This is a genomic window from Nocardiopsis metallicus (genome assembly GCF_014201115.1).
Lineage (GTDB): Bacteria > Actinomycetota > Actinomycetes > Streptosporangiales > Streptosporangiaceae > Nocardiopsis > Nocardiopsis metallicus.
This window is the reverse complement of record NZ_JACHDO010000001.1, coordinates 5,276,715-5,292,749: the sequence shown is the minus strand read 5'-3', so window position 1 is coordinate 5,292,749 and position 16,035 is coordinate 5,276,715. Positions and strand designations below refer to the sequence as shown.

Below are 16,035 nucleotides of genomic sequence, written 5' to 3'. Positions count from 1 at the left end.
GGCGTGCTGGTGGTCTTCGACGACGCGATCGCCCATTTCGACACCGGTTCCGTCCGTGAGATGTGGAGCCGTTTCGATTTCGGCGGATCCATCGCGGCGGGTGTCACCGCGGACGGCGAACGAGTGGTGCTGGCCCACGAGGGGGCGGGACTCTTCTCCGGGCAAACACGCTGGATGGTGCTGGAGTCGCAAACCGGGGAGTCTGTCGCGGCACATTGGTCTAAGAAGTCTCCGGCGGATCTGGTGTCCGTGCTGGCCGCGCATTCCAGGATCGAGTTCTCGGATGACGGACGCGTGACCGCGTACTCCCTGGATGAGGACAGGCAACTGTGGTCCTATGACGGCCCTGGCGAGGGGTGCGCCGATTCCGCAGCCGAGGCTGTGGGCATGCGGGTGGCCCTGGTGAGCGTCTGTGGCGACCAGGTGAAGCTAGTCGAGCTGTCGGCCGAGACCGGTCGGCTGTGGGATGCCCGGAGCTGGGCCGGTACGGAGGTTCCGGAGCTGCTACCCCTCACCCCGCGAACGGTTCCGGGATCAAGCACGGATCCGGTGAGGAGCCTGGTGAACGGCGGCTGGGTCGACGGTTATGTGCAGCAGGCCGAAGGCGCGCACATCGATCGGGACACCAGTTCTCTGGGGTATTTTCCGCCGCAGTCCGAATCGGATCAACTCCCTGGGCACGTCCTCCTGGTGGAGGATGCGCAGAATGCTCGGGGCAGATTCGCCCTGGCGGCGGCCGAACTGTTCCTAGAGGAGGGGTTGGTTAGCCTCGGCGAGGTGGAAGAAGCCGTTCCATTGGTCAATGGAGGACTTCCCGGATCGACCCAGGAATGGGGCACCGGAGATCTTGTTATGGGCGGAAATCTGCAGGCTCTGCTGAACGACGTGCTACGGCGGGACCCAGGGCTCCGGCAAAGTCAGGTCTGTAGGAGTCTGAGTGGGCGAGCCTCGTCGCGGATCATGTGACGGTTGGCCTGGGCGATGTTGTCGAACCCGGCTGCTCGCAGCAGTCCGATCGCGGTGTTGCGCAGGGTCGCCATGACCTGGGGAGCGCTGCCCGTGCGCACTTGGGAGCGGTCCTCGTCGTAGGTCACATCCCGCACGTGATGGAGCTTGTTCTCGATCCCCCAGTGCTGGCGCACCCACCCGGACAGCACCAACGCAGGAGCAACGCGGTGGTCGGCCGAGGTGATCAGGTAGACGACCTCCACGCTCTTGCGTTTGGGTGAGCCCTTGGACTTCTTGCGCCAGGTGGTGCGGCGTAGCTGGGCGATCTGAGCGGCGCCTTCGAAGGTGACCCATGCCGGGACCTGGGCGGTCTTGATGGTGCGGGTCTCTTTGCGGCCGTGCCCGGTATCGCGTGTGGTGTGTACGGGCACGTGCTTCCACGGCACCTTCTTGAGCTGGGCGTACAGGTTTTTGTTGTTGGCCTTGACTGTGAAGACGTAGTGGGCGCCCCCGGTCCGGATGGTGGTAGCGGTGTCGGTCTGGGTGTGCATCGCGTCAAGGGTGACGACCGCTCCGTCGATGTCCAGGAGGCCGAGCAGGTCCCGCACGGCGGGAATCTCGTTGCTTTTGGCGTCCACCGCGACCTGGCCCAGGGTGGTGGTGCCGCACAAGGCGGCGACCAGGTGCGGTGCCCGTTCGGTTCCGGTACGGGCACCGCGCAGGGTCTTGCCGTCCAAGGAGATGACCCGCAGCCCGTTGACCACCATCAGGCGGGTGGCGGCCCAAGCGCCCAGCACCTGATCGAGCAGGTCGGCGTCCAAGCGGGCGAAGGTGCGGCGAAAGGTCGCCTCGTCGGCGGCTCCCCGGAGCATGCCCAGGGCGGTGAGGGTGTGGGTGGTGGTCTCGGCGGCCCACTGGCCGATCGCGGTGAACCCTTTGGCTCCGGCCAGGGTCGCGCAGACGGCCACGGCGATCAGCGCGGCCAGGGTGTGGCGTCGTCCGCGGGGTTTGCGTGGGTCGGGCACACCTTGAAGGACCTGGATCAGGTGATCCTGGCGGGAGACGGGCTCGACGATGAGCTCGCCGGGGTGAGACGATGACATTCGCGGGCGTGTTCCTCGGTTGGGCGAAAGCGTGAAGAACTTCCATCCAACCGGGTCGGACACGCCCGCTTCTGCTTGTTCGCCCTACGAAGACGCAGGTCACATCCCTACAACCCGACTTTGCCGGAGCCCTGCGGCGGGACCCTGACGTGTGGGGCGGATTCCGGTAGAACGCCCTTCGCCGAGACGGTGACGATGCGGCAGACAGAGACAGCGGTGATGAGCGCCAAGGGGATGGTCAGGATCCCAGCGTGGGTTCATCGGAGGCGATGTCATCGAAAACCGAACACCCGTTGACCAGGAGGAGGGCTACTGACAAGGCCATCGCGGCCGGTGGGGTCGTCCTGCCGTTCTGTCCTACACGGAGAGCTTTCTAAGGGCTGGAGGTGGAAGCCGGGCTCTGGGAAGCGTCCTCGCTCGGCTCCTCGCTGGGATCCGCGGGCGGTTCCTGGGACCAGCGCACGGCCAGGGGCCAGCCGTCCATCGAGGTGTCGTGGTAGCGGGGGAATGCCTCTTCGGTCTCGGTCACCGAGCCGTCCTCCAGGTCCACCCGGAACCACTTCTCCTCGGTCTGGAGCAGGATCGCGTCCCGCTCCGGAGCCAGGGCGTACTGCACGACCGGTCCGGGTTCGTCCTCCAGCAGCCTCGTGACCGAGTGCCCCTGGCCCTCGATATCCAGCAGGTAGGCGCCCCTGGGGCCGTCGCCACCGTTGCCGTCCGGGCGGAGCAGGGTCCTCTCCCCGCCCCACACGGGGGCGTCGTCGAAGGTCTGCCACTGCTCCCCTCCGGTGGTGAGGGTGGCGTTGACGACGCTGCCGTTCGTCGAGCGGACCACGAGGTTGCCCTCGCCGCCGGTCACCTGCTCGGTGGGGACGCTGTTGCGGATGTGCAGGGACCCGTCCGGGGTGAGCGTCCAGTCGCTGGGCCGCTGCCCCTCGCCCAGCGCCAGGCTCCCCTCCTGGTTGGGGGTGCCCGCGGGTGCCTCCAACGGCACTGACTTCACCTGGGGCGGCTGGCCAGCGCCCTGCGCGGAGACGAACCAGAGCCGCTCCCCGTGGATCACCGGTTCGGACAGGGTCTCCTCTCCGCTCGCCGGGATCGACTCGACCGGCTGGTAGGAGAACTCCTCGCCCTCACCCTCGGACTCCTGCGGGTCGGTCAGTACCGCCAGGTGCACGGCGTTCGGCTCAGACGTGGCGAAGGCGAAGTACTGCCAGTTCTCGGAGAACTGTTTGTGCACCGGCAGCGCGGGAGCCATCGGGTCCAGGGCCCCGTCCGGCAGGTCGATCCGCTGCACGGGGGTACCGGTGTCGGGGTTGTGGAAGACCAGGACCTGATCGGTCTCCGGGTCCCCGCCCTCGAAACCCCGGTGCACCAGGGCCAACCCGACCAGCCCCTCCTCGGCGAGCTCCTCGACCGTGCCGGGCGACCCGTCGGAGGAATCCGAGGAGGATTCGCACGCCGTCACGGCAAGCAGACACACGACCGAAGCCAAGGCGAGTGAGCGCCGCATGGATCGCCTTTCGGGGGAGAGGTGAGCGAGTGGTTCCAGAGCGTGGGATCACCCACGTGGCGTCAGAGTTCTCCCGATCTCTCACGTTATAGGGGGAGAAGCGCGGAGTGCCCGAAGCAGAACTCCGGGCAGCGAGGTCAGGTGGTGCCACCCGAGCTGGGCGGACGGACCTCGATCGGACCGGCGGCGTTCGCGCTGGGCTCCGCTGGCGGATCCTCGTCCTCGTCGTCCTCTACCTCGTCCTCTTCTTCCTCTTCCTCCTCGGCCGCGGCCTCCTCCTCGGCCAAACGCTCGGCCTCGGCCCGCGCAGCGGCCCGGGTCGTGCACACCTCGTCCGCCGGAGCGGAACCGCCGTCGACGGCCACCACGGTGAAGCAGTACTCGGCCCCGGTGTCCTCGGTGGAAACCTGCGCCGTCACCGCACCGGGCCCGGTCCGAGCCAACGTCATCGGATCATGGCCCTGCCGCCCGCCCAGTACGAAGTACGACCCCGTACCCCCGGTGTGATCCGACCAGGTCAGCGTGACCGCACTGAGCGTGTCCTCCAGCCTCACCTCGGAGGGAGGCGTCACCTCCGGAAATGGCGAAGGCTCGGCCACAGGCTCGGGCTTGTCCTCGGCGACCGCTTCCTCCTCGGTCTCCTCTTCCTCGGCCGCGACCGCGATCGGTTCCGGAGATCCTGTCGCCGCGAACACGCTGGAGGTGGCGGTGACCAGGAGGATGCCGCAGACCGTCACCCCGATGTGCAGGTGACGGCGCCATCGGGGCTGGTCCAGCTCGGACTGGTGGAGGGGGCCCCACTCCGGGTCTGCGGAATCGCTCTCCGCCGGTTCGTCCACGGGGAGATAGGAGTCCTCGGCGTCACCGGTCCAACCCTCCAACCGGGACCAGGCCCGCAGCGGTGAGATCTCCTCACCGCGGAGCCGGGCCATCATGATGTCGGCGGTGCTGTTGGGTGCCTCGACGGGCACAGCGCCGTGAAGTTCGCGCTCCTCCGGGGTGGGCAGGTCCCGCTTCGGCGGGCGCAGACGCCCCGCGTTCTCCAACCGGAGCTGGGGGTCGGCAGGCGTTTCAGCAGGCTGCTCGGCCGGGAACCAGGACTCGGAACCCTGCTCGAAGGGATCCTGCGGTTGCACGGGCGGCGGCTGGACAGGGGCGAACCCAGGAGCAGAGGGTGGAGGGGCCTGGGGTCCGTTCATCGGACGCTGAGGCCCACTCATCGGGACCTGAGGCCCTGAAGGAGGCAACTGCGGACCGGAAATCTGGGGCCCCGGGAGCTGGGGCCCAGAAAGTGGCTGTTGTGGCCCGCTCATCGGAACCTGGGGTCCCGAAGGCGGATGCTGTGGTCCAGGAATCGGCCGCTGGGGCCCGCTCTGCGGGGGCTGAACCCCTGGCAGTGGCCCCGCAGGGGCTTCCCGCGGTCTCACCGGAGGCTGTTGTGGCCTGGCAGGAGGGCGCTGAGGTCCGGTCTGCGGCCGCTGCGGGCCTGTGCTCGGAGCCTGGGCGTCAGCCAGCGAGGCGCTGCCACCGGTCGCCGAGATCGTGGTCGCGGGTCGTGAGGTCCGCGCCTGCTCGAAGGCCGCGCTGAACGCCGCCGCGTTCGGGTACCGATCGTCGGGTTGCTTGGCCAGGCCCCGGTTCAGGACACCGCGCAGCTTACGAGAGATGTCCTGACGGGGAACCGGCTTCGGGGCCTCGTTGAGAACCCGGTTCGCGTAGACCTGCGGATCGAAGGGCGCACCGTCGGTCGGCGCGAAGGGAGCGTGACCGACCAGCATCGTCCAGATTGTGGAAGCGAGCTGGTAGACGTCGGAGGCGGGGCCGCGCGGCTCCCCGCGCAGCGCCTCCGGTGCGGAGTGCAGGAAGGCTTCAGCCGAAGGTGGCGGCGGGGGCAGGGCCTCGCTAGCCGGACGCACCGCACCGAACCCGGTGAGCACGGGGGTGCGCCCGGCACGCAGGACGTTGCCCGGGGTGACGTCATTGTGCGTCAACCCGCGGGCGTGCATGGCTCCCAGCGCGCCCGCCACACTGCGGGCGACCGCCGCTGCCTCCTGGATCGGCGCGGGGCCCACCCGGGAAAGCATGTCGGCGAAGGAACCGTCCGAGTAGAACGGGAGCACCACGAACATGTCGCCTTCGGCGGTGGTCCCGGCGTCCAACAGGGGGACGACACCGGTGACCCCACCGAGCTGCCGCAGCTGATCGAGCTCAGCCCGTCCAGCTTCCGCGGGCAGCACCTTGAGCACGACGTCGGCCCCGCTGGTGGTGCGGGTGGCGCGCACGATCCGGGCACGACGCCCCTGCCGCAGCAGCTCGGACGTTTCGTACCCAGGAGCCCAAGGGGCGGGTGCGGAGTCGGACACGAGAGATCGACCCCCTGTTCGTGGTGGGAGATAAGAGGCAAGGTCAGGGCATCAGGAGAGATCCGGCAGCAGCGGAGCCTCAACGACGGAACTCTGGGGCGGAGGTTGTCTGAACTGCCCGATCCCGCGTTCCTCGTTGAGGTCCTGCTGTCGACCGAAGGCACCGATGAGGGCGATGACCCCGCAGACCAAGGCAGTGAGGATGAGACCACCGATCACCGCTGGCCATACCCGCTGCCTGCGACGCCAGTAACGACTGGAGCCGTAGAGAAGAGCCGACCTCAGCTGCCGGTGTCGCAGGGCGTCCGCCTGGAGGACGTACTTCTCCTCGTCAGGGGTGTAGTGGAACGCCTCGGGAAGCTGCGGATCGGGATCGGCCGGGGTAGGAGAAGGGGTGATGGTGGACATCGGGTGAGTTTACATCTCGAATGTCTTGTTGAGTCGGGCGTGCATGTTGACCATTTGTGCAGTCACTTCGTCGTTCGCCCCAATCATGCCTCTGAAGGCTTCCTGTACATTATTGAATTCTTCGTTGAATTCTTCAGTTTTGGTTTTGGCGTTCTCTTCGCCCGCGCCCTCCCATACGCTGTGGGTGTTCGCGGCGGTCGCCTCTAGGGCTCCCATGATCTGCTCAAATCGGTCTCGAATATTTGTGAGGTCGTCCGAGACATTCTGCATTTCCCCGGTGTGGCTGAAGTGCCTGTCGGAGGCCATGTTCTCTCCTTTTTGGATTAGGCGTTAACGCTTCGGGTGAGGGCGTCTGTTTTGCTTGTCTCTTTATCTAGGATTTCCATGGAGTCATGCTCTGTCTGCCCAAGGAGCTGGTGTGCGTCCGACATGTTCATGCCATTTCGGATGCACCAACCTAGAAGGTCGTTGAAGCAATTTGTCAGGCCTTCAATGCCGTTCTTTAGTTTGTCTCCCACGGGTCCATCGATGGCCCTGGAGAGCGTTTCTATCTCAGAAATGAGAATCCGCACTGCGTTGCTCATCTCGTCGGAATTGTCCATCGTCGCCTGGCTGTTTTCGCCGAAAGCACTGGATTCCTGAAGGTTAAGGTTGTTGCCGCTCACGTCTTCCCTTTCGTTCTAAGTTTCGAGACTGTGGGTTGGTGATTAAAAATGTTACTGAGGTGAAGGTGTCTGAATCCACTCCTCGGTGGTGAGAATAGTGCGTCGTCTAGTCGGAGTCAATGGGGGATATTTATTTAGTGATCTATTTCGGGGTGATGGATTGCCTGCTGGTTCAACGCTGTCAAGCGTTATGGAAATCATGCTGGCGGATCACTCCACCCGGTCTGGAGAAGTTCCGGGCGACGTCCACGCAACGCCAATTGTGCGCGCCCTGACGGGAGTTCTCTAGAGAACACACCGTTGGCAATACGGCCTTCCCTTCGGTCACCAGAGAACAGCACGCCAGGTGTGCCCATGTCGGTCATCGCTTGGAATGTGGCCTCGTACATGGCTCGGGCCGCACCACCCGTGCGCCTGGCCATGATGAGGTGCAACCCCAGGTCCGAGCCCTGCGCGATGTAGGGAACCAGCGGAGCCAGGGGGCTGCTCCGGGTGCCGAGCATGTCCGTGTCGTCCACCACGATGTACAGGTCCAGCCCCTTCCACCAGCTGCGCTGGCGAAGCTGGCGGGGCGTCACATCTGGTCCGGGGAGGCGTTCGTGTAGCGAACCGGCCAACTGCTTGGCGACTTTCGCTGTCTGCTCCAGATTCGTGCAGTACGCGAGCAGGTGATCCTCGGGGACCAGCTCCAGGTGGCTGCGTCGGAAGTCCACCATGATCACCCCGACCTCTTCCGCGGGGCGCTGGATGATCTGCTTCACCAATCCTCGGAGGAACGCGCTCTTCCCTGACTGTGGATCGCCGAAGACGAGGAGGTGTGGCTCTTTCGCCAGGTCGGTGTGTGCAGGGGCGAGTGTGCTTTCGGCCAGTCCCAGAACAAGCTCGTTGCGCCTGCGCGTCATCTTGTGCCCCTTGATGACCGTGGCGAGGTCGACCTTCTCCGGGAGGGTCTTGACCCCTTGCACCGCTTCCTGCGGCCAGCGGTCCTTCACCCTCTTGATCAGGTCCTGGATGCCGTCGGTGACGCTCTCGCTGTCGGCGATGCCGTCCACGCGGGGCAGAGCGACGTGGAACTGCCGTTCCTCCGCATCGATACCACGTCCCGGCCGGTCCTTGGGGATGGAGTCGGCGGGCTTTCGACCGATACCGGAGTCCATGGGGTCGCTCAGACGCAGCTCTAGGCGGCCGCCGAAGAGCGCCTGGAGGCGTGAGCGGATCTGGGAGTTGGCCGCACCGCTGAGGATCGTGTGCACTCCGAGGGACGGCCCACGTGTGGCGATGTCCATCACGAGATCGTCGGCCTCGTCGAAGACATCCCGAACGGAGGACCAGCCATCGACCATGAGGAACAGATCCCCGACGACACTGCTGGGTATCTTTCCCTCGGCGCGGGCCTGACGCAGGGCTGCGGGAGAGTCCAGCTTGTACTTGCGGAAGATGCGCTGCCGTCGTTCGAGCTGGGTCCTGACATCGACCAGGATGCGCTGTACCCGCTCAGGGTCAGCCCGTCCGGCCACACCGGCCACGTGCGGCAAATCCTCCATGGCCTGGAGCGCACCACCGCCGAAGTCGATTGCGTACACTGCGACCCGGCCGGGGGGATAACGCCAGGCCAGGCTCGCGATCATGGTCCTGAACAGGGTCGACTTGCCGGACTGCGGCCCGCCGAGGAACACGACGTTTCCTTCACCACCGGTGAAGTCAAGTTCTGCGGGAACGACTTGCTGGTCCCGTGGGATGTCCATGAGACCGAAGACAGCCCTCGCCTCTGAGGGGTCCGGAGGTACTCCCTCGCCTTCCAGGTCTTCCCTTTCGCCCAGGTACTCCAGGACCGTGTCCAGAGTGAGCGCCTCAGGAAGGGGAGGTAGCCAGACTGGCCGCACGCGTTCGGCTCCCGAGGCGATGATCTGGTCGATGGTCACCTGGAGCGTGGTGCGGTTTGACACCTGTTTGTCTTCGGGCTTGCTGTCCTCGCCCTTACTGAGTGAACCGACTAGGGATTGGACGAGCGCATTGGTTCCCATCGCCTTGTCCAGTCCATTGAAGGAGAGAAGGGGCAGCATGGGGGCTTCCTGCTCCGATTCGTCATCCTCGACGGGCGGTACATACTGCTGGGACACCATGGCGGCCTTGAACCGTTCGAACACCGAGGTGTCCACTTTCAGATAACCGGAACCGGGCTCGGGCGGCAGGTGATAGGCATCGCCGACGCCGATAGCCTCGCGGCTCTCAGCTTCAGAGAAGGTTCGCAGACCGATCCGGTAGGACAGATGCGACTCCAAGCCCTTGAGCTTGCCGGAATCCAGTCGCTGAGTGGCAAGCAGCAGGTGCACACCGATGGAACGACCGATCCGGCCGATGGCCACGAACAGCTCCGCGAAGTCGGGGTGTGCTGTGAGCAGTTCGGAGAACTCGTCGATGATGATGAGCAGGTGCGGGAGCGGCTCCAGCTCCGGGTTCCTGCTTCGCTCTTCCTCGTAGGCATGCAGGTTGGGCAGGTTGCCCGCCGCCTTGAGCACCTGCTGGCGCCGAGTCAGCTCGCCATAGGTGGCCTCGCGGAACCGCATGACAAGGGAGTCGTCGTCGGCGAGGTTGGTGATCAGGCCGGAACTGTGCGGCAGCCGGTCAGTGTCGGCGAAGGTCGCGCCACCCTTGAAGTCCACCAGCAGCAGGGAGAGCTGTTCAGGCGGATGGTTGATCACCAGCGAGGCGAGCAGGGTCCGCAACATCTCGGACTTACCCGAACCAGTGGCACCGACCACGAGACCGTGCGGTCCCATACCACCGAACGCTGATTCCTTGAGATCCAGCAGGACCACGTTGCCGTGAGGGCCCACACCGATGGGAACTCGGAGGTAGTCGCCGGTGCTCCGGGTCTTCCAGGACTTCCGGGTGTCCAGCTCTGCTACGTCGGGCACACCCAGGATCTCGGGCAGACCCACTGTCGAGTGCATGGCGTCGTCCTCGTCAGCCGTGGCGATGCCGTACGGTGCCAGGCTTCGGGACAACGTGGTCAGGTGCGCGATGCTGGAACTGTCCGCCTTACCCTCCAACGGAACGTGTTCGGACTCTCCAGAGGGGACCGGACCGCTGTCCTCGGTGAGATGACCGTCCGCGTCGACTCGCAGGCGCAGGTCGACGGCTTCGGGCTCCTCGCGGTGATCGCTCACCAGAGCGATCACGTGGATTCCGATGTCAGCCAGGGAATTGACCGGAGGCTCTGCCTGGAGGCCGGAGAGGGTCGACTGGTGTTCACCGTCCAGGATGATCACGAGTCGCCTGGTCCCCGGACCTGGGGGTGCGCCCCTGCGTCGCTGGAGATCCACCGTGCGTGACTCGATCTCCTCGGCCAGCAGCTCACCCATCTGCATGGTGTTGCCGGTGATGAGGCGGGCGGGGAGCGGCCCGTCCTTTTGGTCCTCGAAGGTGTTGTGGGGCAGCCACTTGAGCCACTCCCAGTGTTTTTGCAGCTTCTTGTCCCGGACCACCCCCACACGAAGATCGTGCGGTGAGTGGAAGGTCGCCATCTGGGCGACCAGGGACCGGACTAGTCCACGTCCCGCCGTACGGTCTCCCACGATCGAGACGACCCCGTGTTCACGGAGGGGGATGACCAGCGGCATCTCGGGGACGTTGGCGTACAAGTCGATGAGCTGTTCGGCGGAGCCCTGACAGACCGGGTCGTAGACGATCAGCGGGTTCGACGTGTCGACTTTGAGCTTGAGTCGGCGGGCAAGAGGGCGGATACCCGAACCAGCGCGGAGGTCCAGGAAGTCCGGATCGCTTTGTCGCCTCTCCCACCTGCGCAGACGTGAGCGTGCGGGGTCGATGAGGAACTTCGGGTCCGGATGACGGAAGGCGTTGTCCACGCGTTGTGTCGAGGCGACGTCCCGGATGATCTCGCGGAGTTGGTCCAGGTAGTCGACGTAGCGCTCGCGCTGCTCACGGATGCGTTTGCGCGGTCCGTTGTACTGCGCCATGAACATGATGATGCCGATGATGACGCTGGCCGCCATGATCATCACGCCCGCGACGGCCATGATCGGCCGGTGGCCCATGGTGATGGACATCAGAAGGGAACCCGAGCCGGTGATGATCGGCATGATGATCATCGCCCCGGAGCTGCCAGCAGGGGGGTTCTCCGGCATCTGCGGAGGCGTCGCCATGACCAGGGGGTTCTCCCCAGGAGAGGGGGGGAGTGCTGCGGGCTGGCCGGGGGACCGGTCTGGTCGCCACAGTTTTCTCTCTTCCGTCCACCTTTGGGGGCTGGGTGTCTGGGTGACTACCCTGAGGATAATCTCGCGAACACCGTGAATCATCCCATTCACGACAGCCCCACCCCTGGGGCACCCCCAGCCCCCAGGTCGAGAACAAAGGAACCCTTGGTGTGAGTGGATACTGCCGGGTCACGGTCACCGGCCCCAGCAAGTGGGCTGACCTGGCCCTTCCCGGAACAGTTCCCGTTGCGACGCTGATGCCTCGGATCATCGAGGTCTGCGTGACGGAGGACGAGGGCACCGAACCGGGCGCTTGGACTCTGAGCACGATCGACGGTGACCCCGTCCACGCCGACGAACCGCTGGAGGGTGCGGGAATCTACGACGGTGACGTGCTCACGCTGAATCGGCAGAGCGCGCCCGGACGCCCTGAGTTCGTGGATGACGTTCGGGGCGCGGTGGAGGACAAGGTCGACGAGGGATCGTGGATCTGGACCCCCACGTCTACCCTCGCCTTCGGCCTGATCACGGCGGCCGTGGCGCCCCTGCTGATGCTCGCCCTCATGATGTGGTTGAGGCCTTCCTCCGGCCATCTAGCGATCGCCTCGCTGGGTACCGCCTTCTCGTTGGCCGTCATGGTCTACGCCGCTCGCAGGCCTCTTCCCGCAGTGGCACACATTCTCTTCTCCGCGGCCTGTGTATGGGGATCGGTCACTGCATTTCTGGCAGGCCAGCTGCTGACCACCGCGAACTGGCTGGTCCTGGCAGCCTTCGCGCTTTCGGGCGCGCTGTTGGTGGCGGTCATCGGTTGGGCACTGGACAAGACGGGTCTGGCCTACATCGCCGGCCTCGGTGTGCTCGCTCTGGCCTCCGGAGTGCTGGTAGCTGTCGGGATCTTCGTCGAACCCGTCCAGGGCGTCCGCTCCATGGCACTCGTCCTGGCCCTGTGCGTTGGTGCGCTTCCCCGTGCGGCGATGGTCATGGGTGGCCTTTCCGGCCTTGACTACGAGGTCGGCCGCTCGGGGCAGGTCGCCACGGACCGCTTTGACGACACCTTCAGTACCAGCGACCGCCTCTTGCTCGGTGTCGTCACCGGAGCAGGAGTGAGTATGGCCATCGTGCTGGCCCTGCTCGCCTACCTGTCACAGGGTTTGCCTGACCTGCTGCTGTGCGGCCTGCTCTCGGCCCTCATGCTGTTGAGGTCCCGCCTCTTCGACCGCATCCGCCACGTACTGCCCCTGCGCCTTGCGAGTGTCATCGGAATCGGAGCGACAGGGGTGGCCACAATCGGCCACTACCCAGTTCTTGGCCCCTGGTTGCCTCTCGCTGTATTGCTTCTGTGTGTGACGGTCGGCATCCTGAGCAGCATCCGCCTCACCGACGTCCCGAGGGCGTCCCTGCGTCGCATCCTCAACTGGACCGAGATCGTCGTCGTCATCGCGATGTTCCCGGCCTTCGCTTGGTCCATGGGCCTTTTCGACTTCGTGGCAGCCCGTACCGGGGCTATCTAGAAAATAAATTCTTAAGGAGTGAAATGTCTCAAGTAAGCGCACGTCCAGAAGAAGCCCACAGTGTTGGGCGTTCGTCAGAGAGTGCAGCCGCTCAACTTCACGATCTTCCGGAGGATTTCAGGGATATCCAGGAGAGGTGCAAGAGTGCCACGTCCAAAGATCCTGGCCTAGATACTTGGGATTCTTTTGGAAACAAGTATATTGAGTATATGAATTCCATCAAAGAGCAGGCGGATATTATTTCTGGGAATATCCAGTCTTCCGCAGAAGATATCTCGAGTACGGAGGACCAGGCCGTGGATACGTTCGATGGAGTGAATGTTCCTATTTGATCTTTTAGACTGCAAGATATTGGACAGGCTAGAATTTTAGGAGTAATATGTCCTTGCTTTCCTATACACCTTGCGAGTGGGATGTCGGAGAACTCAAAGAATGTCAAGAAGAGTGGGATGTGCTGCTTGCGTCCATCAGTGGGAGATCGGATGAGTACTACACGATCACGGAGCCAGCATCAAATCATTTTGATGGCCTGATCGGGCAAGGATTGAAAGAGGTTGCAGGAAACAATCGAGAGGCGTGGGAAAATGCAATGCTTGCCTGCATTCATTCTTTCGGCATTCTTGGAAAAGCGATAGAAGATGTAGAATGGTATGAAGGCAAAATCGAAGATATTAAAATTAGGCTGAGTGCAGCACTCAATGATGAATCAAATTATGAAGATGCAACCACCGCAAAAGAAATAGCTGCTGAAACAAGCAATATTACCAACCTGTACAACACGGAGGCAGGACTTGCCTGGGAAGAGTTCGAAAGGAAAATGCCAGGAAACAGCAAGTGATCTAGAGAAAGGACCAACGCCTGAGACACTGAGGAAACTTGCAGAGGGAGGATATATTGGCGATATCGGATACTATGTTACCGAAGATATTGATTATCTGGTAATTGACGGGGATGCTGGAAGCGAGGCTGCTGATTACATCGCCGAAGCTGTTCTCAATGGAGAAGATTTCCATTTGGATCAGTTGGAAGGAAACGAAGGTGTGTTGGCGATTGTTGCGACAATGGTCTCGCGTGCACAAAAAGCCCAAGAGGGGGGGGAAAGAACTTAGTGAAAGCGAGCTCGAATTTTTCGATAACTTTGTCAATGGCCTAGGGGCGGCAAGCGGGGAACCTCCAAGGCTTCTTGATTTCATGGTTGAAATGAGGTCGAGTGACCATATCGATGACAAACTAATGTTCGAGATAGAAAGACAGGTGGCAAATTCAACACTACTTCTTTCAGATGAGTCTATCGGGGGAGGCATGGACTACCTCCCTGAAGATATTGTGGAAGCTGCAGGAGGCCCTCCTGATTCCATGCTCCCGTACGGGACTACCCCTCTGAAAGAACTCGATGTTCTTCTGTCTTCCGCTAACACCAATATTCAAGGAGGAACCGAGATCTCTGCCAGTATCACTGCGACTGTATCCAGGGTTATCGCAGGGCTGTTGCAAAGTCGGGGATGAGTAGCGTTATCACTGATCACAAGCCTGCAGCGATCCAGTAGAAGACCCCACACACAACAACGGAGCCCTGGCCCGGATTCGTCAGGGGTCTGATCGCGTCTTCTGATCCGGCACTTCGCCCATGGTGTCCCTGGTCCGGGCAGGAACGAGCCCTCGCGTGACGCCGCGGTGCGCGCCGGGCTCCACGAACCCCGGAACTGCGTGCTCCCTCCTTCCTGCTGCTCGTCGGATCAGGTCCCGATCCTCAGGTGAGGGTCGGCAGAGCGGTCAACCGCTGCCAGCAGGTAGTGAACGCCTCCGCCCAGGGCCAGGACCGTTCGATACGCAGGAAGCGGCGGCGGGCGTGGCGGGCCAGACGGGCGGGCAGGTGGTAGATCCGAAACCGCATGCTCTCAGGCTCGGCATCCGCGAGGTCCTCCGCATCGTGCAGGGTGAGCAACCGCAGCCAGGCGTCCAGATCCGCGGCCAGGTTGGCCGCGAGCACCCACGCCTGGTTGACCTGCCAGGACGATGACGGCAACAACGCGAGCCCCATCGCCTTGTTCGTGCGCACCCGATCCTCGACCTCGGCGTGGTCTCGGTGCAGCGCGTCCAGAAACTGGGCCTGGTGGGAGCCCGGCACCCGATGCATCCGCTTGATGTTGGTCGCGCAGATGGCGTAGCGCCAACCGGTCTTCCTCTCCATGGCGGTGAGCTTGGCGGTGTGGCGGCGGGAGGGGCGTACCCGGCGGACGATGAGCCGCATCCCCTTGGGCCAGCCTTCGCGGGTGTTGAGCCCGGTCAGTTCGGCGACCTCATAGCCCTCTTGGAGGTCGCCTTTCTGGTCCACGGCGCTCTCCCACGCGCTCTCGGGGATCTTCGCGATCGCCTCCTCGTCCGCGGTGGTGATCTTCCACCCGACGGTGAAGCGCACCGTCCTGCGGCTGGTGTTCAGCTTCTCCAGGTACTCGAGGAGGTCGTGGGTGGCGCCGGCTCCGTCGATACGGACGAGGATCTTGGCCCGGGAAGAGCCGGGGACCTGATCCAGGGCCCAGGTGAGCACGTTGATGTGGTCGCTCGCGGTGTTGGCTCCGGCGTTGCCGGGGCGCAGCAGCATGGCCAGGCACTCGCCGGTGTTGGCGCACCAGGCGGCCAGGGGGTGGAACCCGAAACTGGACTTGAAGGTGGGTGCGGCCCCTTCCTTGTTGGAGGTGGTGGTGATGATCGTGGCGTCGGCGTCCAGCACGATCCATCCCTTCAGGGGTTTGCCCGCGACCTTCACTTGGGGGAACCCGCCGGGGCGCAGGTGCAGCAGCGTCCACACGTGGCGGCGGATCTGCCGCCGGGCCTTGGCGATCGCCGCCAGGGCCCTCTCGTCGAGGACGTTCAGGGCGCGGCGCAGGGTGGAGTCGGAAGTGGGTGGGCCGAACACGGGCCGGTGGTGCAGGCCCAGGCGTTCGGCTTCGGAGAGGTTGCGGGCGCCGAGCACGATGGCGATGACCAGGTGGACCAGGGTGGTGGCCCGGTCCCGCCAGCCGTTGGCGGTGCTGGTGGGCAAGGCTGTGGCGAGGGCCCGGGTGAGGCCGGTGCGGTCGGCGAGCTGGCGGAGCAGGACGGCTCCGGCATGCCCGACGAGGTTGGTGCTGTTGGCGGTCACGGACAGGCGGTGGTCCCAGGTAGGCTCGTGCACCAGAAAGGTGCTCCTGATTCTGCTGTGATGTTTCCTAGACAGTCACATCTTTGCAGGTAGGGGCACCTTTCGTGCTGTCAGGGGTCGGTCCTCCCAATTCCGCTGAATAGCCGGGGCTGGTAGAAGGTCAGG

General features: G+C 63.9%; 14 protein-coding genes. 6 read left to right on the top strand and 8 right to left on the bottom strand.

All coding sequences use genetic code 11. The annotated features are described in order from the left end of the window. Window positions 1-3 precede the first annotated feature (3 nt). Window positions 4-966: an outer membrane protein assembly factor BamB family protein gene (locus HNR07_RS23160; protein WP_184366777.1), complete on the top strand. Its 963-nt coding sequence runs from the start codon at window positions 4-6 to the stop codon at window positions 964-966. Here the strand turns inward: HNR07_RS23160 and HNR07_RS23155 are convergent. The 7 genes from HNR07_RS23155 to eccCa all read right to left on the bottom strand — a co-directional run bounded on the left by HNR07_RS23155 (window position 918) and on the right by eccCa (window position 11,112). Then, on the bottom strand, window positions 918-2,051 hold the full coding sequence (locus HNR07_RS23155) for an ISAs1 family transposase (RefSeq protein ID WP_221318711.1): 1,134 nt from the start codon (window positions 2,049-2,051) through the stop codon (window positions 918-920). The two genes, HNR07_RS23160 and HNR07_RS23155, sit on opposite strands and share 49 nt — an antisense overlap. A gap of 373 nt (window positions 2,052-2,424) precedes the next feature. Then, the gene (locus HNR07_RS23150; RefSeq protein WP_184366776.1) at window positions 2,425-3,564 is read right to left on the bottom strand and encodes a hypothetical protein; all 1,140 of its coding nucleotides are present in this window, start codon (window positions 3,562-3,564) and stop codon (window positions 2,425-2,427) included. A 137-nt stretch (window positions 3,565-3,701) separates the two neighbouring features. Next, window positions 3,702-5,927 (bottom strand): serine/threonine protein kinase, encoded by a 2,226-nt coding sequence (locus HNR07_RS23145; protein ID WP_184366775.1) that lies wholly within the window; start codon window positions 5,925-5,927, stop codon window positions 3,702-3,704. Between the two features lie 51 nt (window positions 5,928-5,978). Next, entirely contained in the window at window positions 5,979-6,335 is a 357-nt protein-coding gene (locus tag HNR07_RS23140; RefSeq protein WP_184366774.1) for a hypothetical protein, read from the bottom strand. A 9-nt stretch (window positions 6,336-6,344) separates the two neighbouring features. Continuing rightward, window positions 6,345-6,641, bottom strand: coding sequence for a WXG100 family type VII secretion target (locus tag HNR07_RS23135; protein ID WP_184366773.1), 297 nt, complete (start codon window positions 6,639-6,641; stop codon window positions 6,345-6,347). 17 nt (window positions 6,642-6,658) lie between these two features. Beyond that, window positions 6,659-7,000: a hypothetical protein gene (locus HNR07_RS23130; protein ID WP_184366772.1), complete on the bottom strand. Its 342-nt coding sequence runs from the start codon at window positions 6,998-7,000 to the stop codon at window positions 6,659-6,661. Window positions 7,001-7,197: 197 nt separating this feature from the next. Then, window positions 7,198-11,112, bottom strand: a complete 3,915-nt coding sequence (eccCa, locus tag HNR07_RS23125; protein WP_246421189.1) for a type VII secretion protein EccCa — start codon at window positions 11,110-11,112, stop codon at window positions 7,198-7,200. 275 nt (window positions 11,113-11,387) lie between these two features. On the opposite strand from eccCa, the gene eccD reads away from it, so the two are divergent. From eccD to HNR07_RS23100, 5 genes are read left to right on the top strand one after another with little or no spacing between them, the layout of a single operon-like run. Then, window positions 11,388-12,728, top strand: a complete 1,341-nt coding sequence (gene eccD, locus HNR07_RS23120; protein ID WP_184366771.1) for a type VII secretion integral membrane protein EccD — start codon at window positions 11,388-11,390, stop codon at window positions 12,726-12,728. A 23-nt stretch (window positions 12,729-12,751) separates the two neighbouring features. Continuing rightward, the gene (locus HNR07_RS23115; protein WP_184366770.1) at window positions 12,752-13,060 is read left to right on the top strand and encodes a hypothetical protein; all 309 of its coding nucleotides are present in this window, start codon (window positions 12,752-12,754) and stop codon (window positions 13,058-13,060) included. Between the two features lie 47 nt (window positions 13,061-13,107). Further along, the gene (locus HNR07_RS23110; protein WP_184366769.1) at window positions 13,108-13,566 is read left to right on the top strand and encodes a hypothetical protein; all 459 of its coding nucleotides are present in this window, start codon (window positions 13,108-13,110) and stop codon (window positions 13,564-13,566) included. After that, entirely contained in the window at window positions 13,520-13,837 is a 318-nt protein-coding gene (locus HNR07_RS23105; protein WP_184366768.1) for a hypothetical protein, read from the top strand. The genes HNR07_RS23110 and HNR07_RS23105 overlap by 47 nt, the downstream gene beginning before the upstream one ends. Beyond that, window positions 13,800-14,234, top strand: coding sequence for a hypothetical protein (locus tag HNR07_RS23100; protein ID WP_184366767.1), 435 nt, complete (start codon window positions 13,800-13,802; stop codon window positions 14,232-14,234). The genes HNR07_RS23105 and HNR07_RS23100 overlap by 38 nt, the downstream gene beginning before the upstream one ends. Window positions 14,235-14,478: 244 nt before the next feature. Here HNR07_RS23100 and HNR07_RS23095 read toward each other — a convergent pair whose 3' ends face one another. After that, complete coding sequence (locus HNR07_RS23095) at window positions 14,479-15,903, bottom strand: IS1380 family transposase (RefSeq protein ID WP_312893591.1); 1,425 nt, start codon at window positions 15,901-15,903, stop codon at window positions 14,479-14,481. Window positions 15,904-16,035: the final 132 nt, after the last annotated feature.

What these genes read in the sequence shown, in the direction of transcription:
- HNR07_RS23155 (WP_221318711.1), bottom strand. Translation starts at nt 2,051, where the DNA reads ATGTCATCGTCTCACCCCGGCGAGCTCATCGTCGAGCCCGTCTCCCGC.
- HNR07_RS23150 (WP_184366776.1), bottom strand. Translation starts at nt 3,564, where the DNA reads ATGCGGCGCTCACTCGCCTTGGCTTCGGTCGTGTGTCTGCTTGCCGTG.
- HNR07_RS23140 (WP_184366774.1), bottom strand. Translation starts at nt 6,335, where the DNA reads ATGTCCACCATCACCCCTTCTCCTACCCCGGCCGATCCCGATCCGCAG.
- HNR07_RS23135 (WP_184366773.1), bottom strand. Translation starts at nt 6,641, where the DNA reads ATGGCCTCCGACAGGCACTTCAGCCACACCGGGGAAATGCAGAATGTC.
- eccCa (WP_246421189.1), bottom strand. Translation starts at nt 11,112, where the DNA reads ATGATCATCATGCCGATCATCACCGGCTCGGGTTCCCTTCTGATGTCC.
- HNR07_RS23115 (WP_184366770.1), top strand. Translation starts at nt 12,752, where the DNA reads ATGTCTCAAGTAAGCGCACGTCCAGAAGAAGCCCACAGTGTTGGGCGT.
- HNR07_RS23110 (WP_184366769.1), top strand. Translation starts at nt 13,108, where the DNA reads ATGTCCTTGCTTTCCTATACACCTTGCGAGTGGGATGTCGGAGAACTC.